At 68.1% G+C, this 11,347-nt stretch carries 11 protein-coding genes and 2 pseudogenes; 10 read left to right on the top strand and 3 right to left on the bottom strand.

The window, feature by feature from the left end; genetic code table 11:
* Window positions 1-67 precede the first annotated feature (67 nt).
* Window positions 68-982, bottom strand: coding sequence for an NUDIX hydrolase (locus ACFQBT_RS10525; RefSeq protein ID WP_377822537.1), 915 nt, complete (start codon window positions 980-982; stop codon window positions 68-70).
* Window positions 975-1,834 (bottom strand): annotated as a pseudogene (locus ACFQBT_RS10520) (DUF3097 family protein). Before ACFQBT_RS10520 ends, ACFQBT_RS10525 begins: the two are co-directional and overlap by 8 nt.
* Before the next feature lie 110 nt (window positions 1,835-1,944).
* Between ACFQBT_RS10520 and hrcA the strand changes: the two are divergent.
* The 10 genes and pseudogenes from hrcA (at window position 1,945) to ACFQBT_RS10470 (ending at window position 10,215) form a co-directional block, all read left to right on the top strand.
* Complete coding sequence (hrcA, locus tag ACFQBT_RS10515; protein ID WP_377822535.1) at window positions 1,945-2,964, top strand: heat-inducible transcriptional repressor HrcA; 1,020 nt, start codon at window positions 1,945-1,947, stop codon at window positions 2,962-2,964.
* Between the two features lie 5 nt (window positions 2,965-2,969).
* Window positions 2,970-4,097, top strand: a complete 1,128-nt coding sequence (gene dnaJ, locus ACFQBT_RS10510) for a molecular chaperone DnaJ (protein ID WP_377825442.1) — start codon at window positions 2,970-2,972, stop codon at window positions 4,095-4,097.
* Window positions 4,098-4,101: 4 nt separating this feature from the next.
* Complete coding sequence (locus ACFQBT_RS10505; protein ID WP_377822533.1) at window positions 4,102-4,857, top strand: 16S rRNA (uracil(1498)-N(3))-methyltransferase; 756 nt, start codon at window positions 4,102-4,104, stop codon at window positions 4,855-4,857.
* 7 nt (window positions 4,858-4,864) lie between these two features.
* Window positions 4,865-5,881, top strand: coding sequence for a PhoH family protein (locus tag ACFQBT_RS10500; RefSeq protein WP_377822531.1), 1,017 nt, complete (start codon window positions 4,865-4,867; stop codon window positions 5,879-5,881).
* Complete coding sequence (gene ybeY, locus ACFQBT_RS10495; RefSeq protein ID WP_377822529.1) at window positions 5,878-6,372, top strand: rRNA maturation RNase YbeY; 495 nt, start codon at window positions 5,878-5,880, stop codon at window positions 6,370-6,372. The genes ACFQBT_RS10500 and ybeY overlap by 4 nt, the downstream gene beginning before the upstream one ends.
* Before the next feature lie 7 nt (window positions 6,373-6,379).
* Window positions 6,380-7,675 (top strand): hemolysin family protein, encoded by a 1,296-nt coding sequence (locus ACFQBT_RS10490; protein WP_377822528.1) that lies wholly within the window; start codon window positions 6,380-6,382, stop codon window positions 7,673-7,675.
* A pseudogene (gene era, locus ACFQBT_RS10485) lies at window positions 7,672-8,585 on the top strand (GTPase Era). Before ACFQBT_RS10490 ends, era begins: the two are co-directional and overlap by 4 nt.
* On the top strand, window positions 8,585-8,779 hold the full coding sequence (locus ACFQBT_RS10480) for a hypothetical protein (RefSeq protein WP_377822527.1): 195 nt from the start codon (window positions 8,585-8,587) through the stop codon (window positions 8,777-8,779). Before era ends, ACFQBT_RS10480 begins: the two are co-directional and overlap by 1 nt.
* Window positions 8,780-9,343: a class I SAM-dependent methyltransferase gene (locus ACFQBT_RS10475; RefSeq protein WP_377822525.1), complete on the top strand. Its 564-nt coding sequence runs from the start codon at window positions 8,780-8,782 to the stop codon at window positions 9,341-9,343.
* A gap of 23 nt (window positions 9,344-9,366) precedes the next feature.
* Window positions 9,367-10,215 carry an aldo/keto reductase gene (locus tag ACFQBT_RS10470; RefSeq protein WP_377822524.1) on the top strand — a complete coding sequence of 283 codons (849 nt, stop codon included), beginning with the start codon at window positions 9,367-9,369 and terminating at the stop codon, window positions 10,213-10,215.
* Here ACFQBT_RS10470 and ACFQBT_RS10465 read toward each other — a convergent pair.
* Window positions 10,212-11,345 (bottom strand): M4 family metallopeptidase, encoded by a 1,134-nt coding sequence (locus tag ACFQBT_RS10465; RefSeq protein ID WP_377822523.1) that lies wholly within the window; start codon window positions 11,343-11,345, stop codon window positions 10,212-10,214. The two genes, ACFQBT_RS10470 and ACFQBT_RS10465, sit on opposite strands and share 4 nt — an antisense overlap.
* Window positions 11,346-11,347 lie beyond the last annotated feature (2 nt).

Below are 11,347 nucleotides of genomic sequence, written 5' to 3'. Positions count from 1 at the left end.
TGGGTCGAGTGTCCCGGTGATGTGGGCGTGGTGCGGCCGGGGGCGCCGGGGTCCGACGGCCGCGGGCTCAGCGGGGAAGTGGCAGTTTGGTGCCGGCCTGCTCCCGCTCAGTGAGGACGTCTCGCCGGAACCGGTAGAGCGCGGCGGGCCGGCCGCCGGTGGACCGGGTCGATCCGCCCGTGGGTTCAACCAGATCCTGGGCGGAGATCGCGCGCCGGAAGTTCTGTTTGTGTACGCGTACGCCGCCCAGCGCCTCCACGACCTCCTGCAACTGGCCGAGGGTGAACTCCGGATCCATCAGCTCGAAGACCAGCGGGCGGTATTGCAGCCGCGAACGCAACCGGGATAGGGCCGTGGCCAGGATTCGCCGGTGATCGCCTTTCATGGCTGGCCCCGTGAGGCTCAAAGAGCCTGTACGGCAGGGAGATTCAGCAACCAACCCGGCTTCCCACAGCAGCTCGTAGCGCTGGAGGGCAAGCTCGCTGCGCCAACCGGAACCTTCGAGTCCGAACTGGTAGCTGACCCGCTCCTGGCGAGCCGGGTCCGAGCCCGCCCACCGGCCCAGCGCGGTGTGGATCTCCTGGGACAACCGGTCGGCCGGTGCGTCGTCCGCCACATGCCGGCGGTCCTCCCAGGGCAACAGGTCATAGAGGCTGGCCCAACCGTCGTGTCGGTCGTCGGCCCGCGTCAGGCCCAGGTAGCTGATCGAGATCTCGCGTACCGCGTCGTCGGTGCGACCCAGGTCGGCGAAGGTGTAGAGCTGCTCGACGTAGCCCAGTGTTGCCCCGGTCTGATCCCGGACGAACGCCCGGGCACCTTGCTGGAGCGAGTCGTGGTCCGTGCGCAACGGCCCGGACGGCAGCGCGGGCGGTCGACCGTCGGCCAGGACCCGCGGGACCACCGAACCCGTCGCACCTCCGGTCACCGCCATGACCACCGCGATCAGTTCGGCGCGGATGCCGGCGGCCAGATCCTCAGCCATGACCCGGGTCGGTGACGAAATCGATGAGTTCCTCGACGCGACCCAGCAGTTCCGGCTCCAGGTCGGCGTAGCTGCGGACCGTGCCCAGGATCTTCTTCCAACCCGTCGCCACATCGGCCTGGGTCGAATTCGGCCAGCCGAGCTCGGCCAGGACCCCTTTCTTCCACTCCACCGAGCGCGGAATCACCGGCCACCGCGACCACCCGAGACGCTCCGGACGGACCGACTGCCAGACGTCCACGAACGGGTGACCGACGACCAGGACGTCCGAGCCGCCGTACGCCGCGAGCGCCGCGCGTACGAGGCGATCCTCCTTGCTGCCGCTCACCAGGTGGTCCACCAGCACGCCCATCCGCCGGCCGGGGCCGGGGAGAAGGCGGCGATCACCTCCTCGAGACGGTCCACTCCTTCCAGGAGCTCGACGACCACCCCCTCGACACGCAGGTCGTCACCCCACACCTTCTCCACCAGCTCCGCGTCATGGCGGCCTTCGACGAAGATGCGGGAGCCCACCGCGACGCGGGCGGAGGTGTCGACGGCCACGGAACCGCTCGCCGTACGCGAGGAGCGGGCGGGAGCCGCCGCCGCGCGCGGAGCGGTCAGCACCACCGGCTGTCCCTCGACCAGGAAGCCCGGGCCGAGACGGAACGCGCGGGTCTTACCGTGCCGGTCCTCCAGATGCACCACATGCATGCCGCCGGCCTTCTCGACCCGCACGACGGCGCCGCACCAGCCGGTCTCCAGGTCCTCGACCACCAACCCGGGGTCAGCGGTCTGCTCCCGCGACCGGGTGCGCCCGTGGGCGCGCCAATCGCCGGAGAGCACGTCAGCGCCGTACCGATCAGAGGTCACGACGGCAACGGTAGAGCAACGCACTCTTTTTCAGACGTAGACTTGGCACTCGAGCAACACGAGTGCCAACGAACACCAGTGTCACCGAACTACGCGCGAAGGAGGATGCCGTGAGCGAGGAACGCCGTCTGGAGGTGCTGCGGGCCATCGTCCAGGATTACGTGGCCACTTCGGAACCGGTCGGCTCCAAAGCGTTGCTGGAGCGACACCAGCTGGGAGTGAGTGCCGCGACGGTGCGCGGGGACATGGCCGCGCTGGAGGATGAGGGGCTGATCAGTGCGCCGCACACCTCGGCGGGCCGGATTCCGACGGATGCCGGCTACCGGTTGTTCGTCGACCGACTCAGCACCGTCAAACCGCTCAGCCGGGCGGAGAAGTCCGCGATCCAGACCTTCCTTGCCCAGTCTGTGGACCTGGACGATGTCGTCGACCGCAGTACCCGCCTGTTGGCCTCGCTGACCAACCAGGTCGCCGTCATGCAGTACCCGTCGGTGACCTCGGCGAGCGTGCGACACGTCGAGTTGGTGCCGATGGCCGGCAACCGGCTCCTGGTCGTGCTCATCCTGTCCACCGGGCGGGTCGAGCAGCGCGTGGTGCCGGTGCCCTCGGATCTGAGTGACGAGACCGACCTGCTGGCACAGCTGCGCACCCGGGTGAACGAGGCAGTCGTCGGGCGCCGTCGCACCGACGCCGTCAGCGCGATCAAGGACCTCGCCGTGCCACTGGCCGAGCAACTACCCCAGGCCGACCAAGGCATGCTCAGTCAGATCCTGGCCGAGGTGACCTCCGCGCTGCAGATCCTCGGCGACGAGCGGGTCGTCATGGCCGGCCGGGCCAACCTGGCCAAGTCCGCAACCGACGTCCGCGCCCTGGCGCCGGTCCTGGAAGCCCTCGAACAGCACGTCATCCTGTTGAAGCTGCTCGGTCACCTGGATGGTGACCCCGACAACCTCGTGATGGTCCGGATCGGCGCCGAGAACGACGTGGCCGATCTGCAGAGCACCTCGGTGATCAGCACCACCTACCAAACCGGGGGTCTGGGCGTCGTCGGACCGACGCGCATGGACTACCCCGCCACGATGGCCGCCGTCCGTGCGGTCGCCCGTTACGTCTCAGAGATCCTGGAGTGACATCAGTGAACGACTACTACGGCGACCTGGGCGTCTCCCGGGACGCTTCGCCGGAGGAGATCAAGCGCGCCTACCGGCGACTGGCCCGCAAACTGCACCCGGACGTGAATCCGGGTGAGGAAGCTGCCGAGCAGTTCAAAAAGGTCTCGCAGGCCTACGAGGTCCTGTCCGATCCCGAGAAGCGCCAGTCCTACGACATGGGTGCCGATCCGTTCGCGGCCGGCGGCGGCGGACCGGCCGGGTTCGGCGCCGGATTCTCCTTCTCCGACGTCATGGACGCGTTCTTCGGCGGGCCGGGCGCCGCCGGCGGCGCCGGGCCGCGCTCGCGGGTTCAGCGCGGCCAGGATGCCCTGCTGCCGTTGGACATCGACCTCAAGGTCGCCGTCTTCGGCGGCGCCGAGGACCTGACCTACGACACCGCCGTGGTCTGCCAGACCTGTCACGGTGATGGTTCGCGCCCGGGCACCGGCCGGCGTACCTGCGACGTCTGCAAGGGCGCCGGCCAGGTCCAGCAGGTGCAGCGCACGTTCCTCGGCCAGGTCATGACCGCCCGCGCGTGCCAGGCGTGTCGCGGGTACGGCGAGGTCATCACCGACCCGTGCTTCGACTGCTCCGGCGAAGGTCGCGTCCGCGACCGCAAGACCATCTCGATCAAAGTTCCGGCCGGAGTCGACACCGGCACCCGGATCCAGCTTGCCGGGCACGGTGAGGTGGGGCCGGGTGGCGGACCGGCGGGTGACCTGTACGTCGAGATCCGGGTCAGCAAGCACCCCACCTTCGAACGGCGCCGGGACGACCTGCACTGCAGCGTCAACCTGCCGATGACCGCCGCCGCGCTGGGCACCACGCTGAGCCTGGACACCCTGGACGGCGTGCGAGACGTCGCGGTCAAACCCGGCACACAGGCCGGCGACGTCGTGACGCTCGCCGGTCTCGGGGTCACCCATCTGCGCACGACCACCCGGGGTGACCTGATGGTCCACCTGAACGTGCGCACGCCGACCAAGCTGGATCCCGAGCAGGAGGAGCTGCTGCGGCAGTTGGCCAAGGTCCGCGACGAGGAACGCCCCGAGCCGGTCTTCCAGCGTGCCGACAAGGGCCTGTTCGGCAGGCTGAAGGACGCCTGGAAGTAGTCCGGTGACCGCACCGCTGTTCTTCGCCGACGATCTCGCCGGCGCCCGGGTCGGTGATCGGGTGCTGCTCGCCGGCGATGAGGGCCGGCATGCGGCGACCGTCCGCCGCCTGAAGGTCGGTGAGCCGATCCAGCTCGCCGACGGCGCCGGGTTGGTGCTGAGCGGTGTCGTGGCCTCCGTCGACGGGCCGAGCCTGCAGGTGCGTGTCGAGCGGGTGCGCCGAGAACCGGATCCCGCGCCTTCGTTCACCCTGGTGCAGGCGCTGGCCAAGGGTGATCGGGACGACCAGGCCATCGAGGCGGCCACCGAACTCGGGGTCGACACCATCGTGCCGTGGCAGGCCGACCGCAGCATCGTGCAGTGGCGCGGCCCGCGCGGTGACCGGGCCCTGGCCAAGTGGCGCGGTGTGGTGCGGGCCGCCGCGAAGCAGTCGCGTCGGGCGACCATCCCCGTCGTGGAGCCGGCGATGGACACCAAGGGCTTGGCCCGGCGTACGTCGAGTGGTCGGCTGACGCTCGTCCTGCACGAAGAGGCGACCACCCCGATCGCCGCCGTGGACCTGCCTGCTGACGGGGAGGTGGCGGTCGTCGTCGGACCCGAAGGCGGTATCTCACCCGCGGAACTCGGCGCACTCACCGGCGCCGGTGCGATCAGCGTACGGCTCGGCTCCACCGTGCTGCGCTCCTCCAGCGCCGGCCCTGCCGCGTTGGCGGTACTACTCGCGCGAACCCGGTGGGATGTCGCACAACCCATAGAATGACGAGACGATGACCGATCAGGACCAGCCCACAACACCCACCCACACCGTCGAGATCCCGGCCGGTGTCTCGATGGTCGCGCTCCTCGGCCCGCGTGACGAGTTGCTCCGGACCATGGAACGCGCCTTCCCGGGCCTGGCGATCCACGTACGCGGCAACGCCTTCCGCCTGGAGGGTGACAGCGCCGACATGGCGCTCGTCGAGGAACTGATCGATGAGCTGGTCGAGATCGTCGACGCCGGTCAGCCGCTGAACCGCGACGCGGTCGAACGCTCGATCCAGATGCTGCGCGGGCAGACCCGTGAGCGGCCTGCCGACGTCCTCACGATGAACATCGTCTCCAGCCGCGGTCGCACGATCCGCCCGAAGACGTTGGGCCAGAAGGAATACGTCGACGCGATCGACGCCAACACCATCATCTTCGGGATCGGTCCGGCCGGCACGGGCAAGACCTACCTGGCCATGGCCAAGGCGGTTGCGGCCCTGCAGGCCAAGCAGGTCAACCGGATCATCCTGACCCGCCCGGCGGTCGAGGCCGGTGAGCGACTGGGCTTTCTGCCCGGCACGCTCAACGACAAGATCGACCCGTACCTGCGACCGCTCTACGACGCGCTGCACGACATGGTCGACCCCGATTCGATCCCGCGGTTGATGGCCTCCGGGACCATCGAGGTGGCGCCGCTGGCCTACATGCGCGGCCGCACCCTCAACGATGCGTTCATCATCCTCGACGAGGCGCAGAACACCTCGGCCGAGCAGATGAAGATGTTCCTGACCCGCCTCGGTTTCGGCTCCAAGATGGTCATCACCGGTGACGTGACCCAGGTCGACCTGCCCGGCGGCACCACGTCGGGACTGCGGATCATCCAGGACATCCTCGGCAACGTCGACGACATCCACTTCGCCTACCTCAGCGCGCAGGACGTGGTGCGGCACCGGCTGGTGAGTGCGATCGTCGACGCGTACGGCGCGTGGGACGCCCACCACCCACCAGCCTCGCTGCGACCGGCCGGGAAGCGCTCGTGAGCATCGACGTTCTCAACGAGACCGATGCCGAGGTCGATCTGGAGGAACTGCGCGACTGCGCGGCGTACGTCATGACGCAGATGCGCGTCCACCCGCACGCGGATCTGTGCATTCGCGTCGTCGACGAACCGGCGATGGAGACCCTGCACGTGCAGTGGATGGACCTGCCAGGCCCGACCGACGTCATGAGTTTCCCGATGGACGAGTTGCGGCCCGGACGCGACGGCGAGGACCCCGAGCCGGGCATCCTCGGTGACCTGGTTCTGTGTCCGAGCGTCGCCGCCAAACAGGCCGCGGAGGCCGGGCACAGCACCGACGAGGAACTGTTGCTGCTCACGGTGCACGGACTGTTACATCTGCTCGGCTTCGACCATGCTGAACCGCAGGAACGCCAGGAGATGTTCGGACTGCAGCGCACCCTGTTGTTGACCTTCCTGGCCAGCCAGGAGCGGCGCGAGCCCGCCCGGATCCAGCCGCCGTCCGGAGAGTGACCCGGCCGTGGTCGTGCTGTTGCTCGTCGCGGCCGCCTCGGTGGTCGCGGGGTTCTTCCTGGCCGCGATGGAAAGCTCGCTGGTCCGCATCAGTAAGTCCCAGGCGCGCGAACTGCTTGAGGAGGGCAGGCGCGGAGGCGTGCAACTGGTGCGGTTGGTCGACAACCGCGGACCGGTGGCCATGGTGCTGGCCTTCCTCCGGGTTGGCGCCGAGGCCACTGCGGCAGTGCTGGTAACCCTCGCTGCCAGTAGGGCGTTCAGCTCGATCTGGGTGGCGTTGCTGGTGTCGATCGGCGTCATGGCCCTGGCATCCTTCATCCTGGTCGGCGTATCGCCGCGTACGTTCGGACAACAACATGCGACGGCCATGGCCCTGTTCGGAGCGCCGATCGTCAGCTTCTTCCTGACCGTGCTCGGCCCGGTGGCGCGCGGCCTGGTCGCGGTCGGCAATGCGGTGACGCCCGGGCCGGGTTTCCGGGATGGCCCGTTCGCCTCGGAAGAGGAGTTGCGTGATTTCGTCGACATGGCCACCGACTCCCAGTTGATCGAGGCCGACGAACGCCGCATGATCCACTCGGTCTTCGAGCTGGGTGACACCGTCGCCCGCGAGGTCATGGTCCCCCGCACCGACATGGTGGTCATCGACAAGACGAAGTCGCTGCGCTCGGCAATGTCGCTGTTCCTGCGGTCCGGCTTCTCCCGGGTTCCGGTGGTCGACGACGGCCCGGACGACATCGAGGGCCTGGTCTTCCTCAAGGACGTCGCCCGCCGGTTGACTCTCAACCCCGACAGTGCGTCGTTGCCGGTGACCGAGGTCGTCCGGGAGGTGGCCTTCGTCCCGGACAGCAAACCGATCGATGATCTCCTGCGGGAGATGCAGACCAGTCGTCAGCACTTCGCCGTCGTGATCGACGAGTACGGCGGCACGGCCGGGCTGATCACCCTGGAGGACATCGTCGAGGAGGTTGTCGGCGAGATCGACGACGAGTACGACCGGGTCGCCCCCGGCGTGGAGGAACTCCCCGATGGAGTCCTCCGCATCCCGGCGCGGATGCCGGTGGACGATCTGGCCGAGTTGATGGATGTCACGCTGGAGGACGAGGACGTCGATACGGTTGGCGGGCTGCTGGCCAAGCTGATCGGCCGCGTGCCGATTCCCGGTGCGACGGCCCAGGTGGCCGGTCTGCAGTTGACCGCTGATGAGATGGCCGGGCGCCGACACCAGATTGCGACCATCCTGGTGTCACGGGTGAAATCCGAGGATGAGCCGTCCGTCGAACACGAGGAGGTGGCAACGTCATGAGTGGGGACTACCGCGCCGGGTTCGCCTGCTTGGTGGGCCGGCCCAACGCGGGCAAGTCGACGTTGACCAATGCCCTGGTCGGGCAGAAGGTGGCCATCACCTCCAGCAAACCGCAGACCACGCGGCACACCGTCCGGGGGATCATCACCACCGAGCAGGCCCAGTTGGTGTTGGTCGACACCCCCGGTCTGCACAAGCCGCGCACCCTGCTGGGGCAGCGGCTCAACGACGTGGTCCGCGAGACGCTGCTCGACGTGGACGTCATCGGCTTCTGTCTGCCCGCCGACCAGCGGATCGGCCCGGGGGACACCTTCATCGCTCGCGAGCTCGCCGAGATCCGCCAGGGCCGACGCCGCCCGGTGGTGGCGATCGCAACCAAGAGCGACCGGGTCGACAAGGACCGGCTGGCCCAGCACCTGGTCGCGATCGACGGCCTGGGCGACTGGGACGACATCGTGCCGTGCTCGGCGACCCGCGGCGATCAGGTGGACACCGTCGCCGAGGTCCTGATGTCGCACTTGCCGGTGTCGCCGCAGCTGTACCCCTCCGATGTGCACACCGACGAGCCCGATGCGGTCATGATTGCCGAGCTGGTCCGTGAGGCCGCGCTCGAAGGAGTGCGCGACGAATTGCCGCACAGTCTCGCGGTGGTGGTCGAGGAGATCACCCCGCGTGAAGGCCGGCCGGCCGACAAGCCGCTCCTCGACGTACGCGTGAACGTTTTCGTCGAGCGCCCGAGCCAGAAGGCGATCATCATCGGTCGCGGGGTTCGCGCCTGCGCGAGGTCGGGACCAACGCGCGTACGGCGATCGAGGAGTTGCTCGGTCAGCGCGTCTACCTGGACCTGCACGTGAAGATCGCCAAGGACTGGCAGCGCGACCCCAACCAGCTCAGTAAGTTGGGCTTCTGATGGCGGAGGATCCCGACACCCTGGCGTGGGCTGAATTCGGGGAGTTCCTCCGGCAACCGGAGTCATCCGAGGATTACATCGATCACGTCCCCTGGGACACAGCAGGTTTCGACACATCGCGCCCGCTGCTGGACATCGGGTGCGGCAGCGGCCTGACCACCCAGGTCCTCGCGCACCGGTTCACCGGCACCTAGGTGATCGCGGTCGAGCCCGATCCGTTGATGCGCGCGCTGTTGATGCGACGGGTAGCTGACGACGAGTTGTTGCGCGACCGGGTGACGGTGGTGCCCGAGCCGATCACCGAGTGCTGGTTGCCGGCAGAGTCCGGAGGGGCGCTGCTGTTCAACGTCATCTACTTCCTGTCCGAACCGGCGCGCGAGGCGTTCTGGGAGCGGATGTCGCAGGTGATGGTCCCCGGCGCACCGATCCTGCTCAGTCGCTCCTATGGCGGTGTTCCGGTCACCGAGGTTCCGATGACGCTGTTGCGCAAGGCCACCATCGGCCGGCAGGAGTACCAGCGGTGGTTCGCAGCCCGGCCGTTCTTCGACCAGCGCTCCCGGGAGGACCGGGTGGAGATCATCAACACCTACCGGGTGCTGCGGGACGGGGAGCAGGTGCGTGAGGTCGTCACGCGCATCACGCCGCAGGGGCTGGACGAAGAAACGGTGCTCGGTGAGATTCCGATCGGCCGGTTCAGCATCGAGGAGTTGGACGAGCGATACGTGGCCGTTCGGAGGGCCCCGGATCTGCGGCGCTGACCGGGCCGGAGCAGACTGGTCGCATGACGGACTCCTTCATCGCGACCACATCCCTTGCCACCGCAGATGGCTCGCGTGACCTGCCGCTGATCGGTCTGGGCACCTACCCGATGAAGGGTCAGGAGTGCGCTGATGCGGTGGCCTCCGCGATCGGTGTGGGCTACCGGTTGATCGACACCGCCGCCCAGTACGGCAACGAGGACGGTGTCGGACAAGGGATTCGCGACAGCGGGGTGGACCGTGAAACCCTCGTCGTGACAAGCAAACTGCGAGGCAGCGACCACGGCGCCGATTCAGTACGCCGTGGGTTGGAGAGGAGCCTGACCACGCTGGGTCTGGACTACCTCGATCTGTACCTGATCCATTGGCCCAACCCCAGCCAGGGCAAGTACGTCGAGTCGTTCGCGACCATGTTGGAGTTGCAGTCAGAGGGTCTGATTCGCTCGGTCGGCACCAGCAACTTCGTGCAGGAACAGCTGGCCGCGCTCTACGACGCAACCGGTGTGTGGCCGGCGATCAACCAGATCCAGTGCAGCCCGATGCTGACCCGCACGCAGCTGCGCGGCTTCATGTCCGATCGCGGCATCCTCACCGAGGCGTGGGGTCCGCTGGGTCTGCGGGAGAAGCTGCCGGACTCGCCCGTGGTGCAGAAGGTTGCGGAGGAGACCGGTCGTTCGGTCGGCCAGGTGATCCTGCGCTGGCACGTCCAGCAGGGCATCATCGCCATCCCGAAGTCGGGCAACCCGAAGCGGCAGAAGGAGAACGCCGACGTCTTCGACTTCCAGTTGTCCGACGGGCAGATGGAGCGGTTGTCCGGTTTGGACCGGGGCGAGGACGCCGCCTGGGACTCCCGCACGCACGAGGAGTTCTAGAGCACCTTCACCGTCTGCCACGCATCGCCCACCGCGTCGCGTTGGCTGCTGCTGGCGCCGAACAGTTGTCCCGCAGCCGTGATGGTCGCGCGGGCGAAGCCTTTGAAGTCAACGTCTTTGGCGAGATTGCCGCCGGTCAGGACGGCGTACCAGATGCGCCCTGCGCCTTCCCAGCTGGTGCCTCCGATCGCGGTGGCCGCCAGATAGAACGCCCGGTTGGGGATACCGGAGTTGATGTGCACGCCACCGTTGTCGTGGGCCGAGTCGTGCGGTAGATCCTGGTAGCCGGTCATGTCGGCCGGTTGCGGGTCCTTGCCGAGGTGCGGGTCGTCGTACGCCGTGCCGGGGGCCTTCATCGAGCGCAACGCCACCCCGTGCACCTTGGCGGTGAACAACCCCTGACCGATCAGCCAATCCGCCTGGGCAGCGGTCTGGCCCTTGACCCATTGCTTGACCATCGAGCCGAAACAGTCCGACATCGACTCATTCAACGCCCCGGGCTGCGCCACGTAGGTCAGTCCGGCGGTGTACTGGGTCACGCCGTGGGTCAACTCGTGCCCGATGACATCCACGGAGTCGGTGAACGAGCTGAAGTAGATCCCGTCCCCGTCACCGAAGACCATCTGCTGACCGTCCCAGTAGGCGTTGTCGAAATCCTTGTCGTAGTGCACGGTCGCGATCAGCGGCAACCCTTTGTTGTCCAGCGAATTGCGTTGGAACGCCTGCCAGTACAGCGCGAAGGTGTCCCCGAGACCGTCGTAGGCCTCGTTCACCGATTCGTCGGCGACGGCGGCCTGACCTTCCGCGCGGACCTGCGTGCCCGGCAGGGTCGTGCCCTGCCCGGCGGTGTAGATCGTGCGCTGCGGTCCGGGCTCGCCGGGTGCGGAAGGGGTCCTCACATCGCGCAACTCGGTGCCGGTGGTGCGGTGCGAGCGGGCGCGTTCGCGCAACTGGGGCGGGATCAGGCCGGACTGGTCGGAACGGGCGGCGCGGTATTCGCGCTGCACCGAGATGTCGACACTGAGTTCGAGGGTGCGGCGCGCCGCGTCGGCGACGTCGCCTTCGGCCGAGTCGACGAGGTGCTGCAGCAGGTGCGGGGGGACGATGCCGTGCGGCTGGTGCGGAGTCATGT

Origin of the sequence: Branchiibius cervicis (assembly GCF_042661605.1) — a bacterium.
Lineage (GTDB): Bacteria > Actinomycetota > Actinomycetes > Actinomycetales > Dermatophilaceae > Branchiibius > Branchiibius cervicis.
This window is presented reverse-complemented; position numbering and strand designations above follow the sequence as displayed.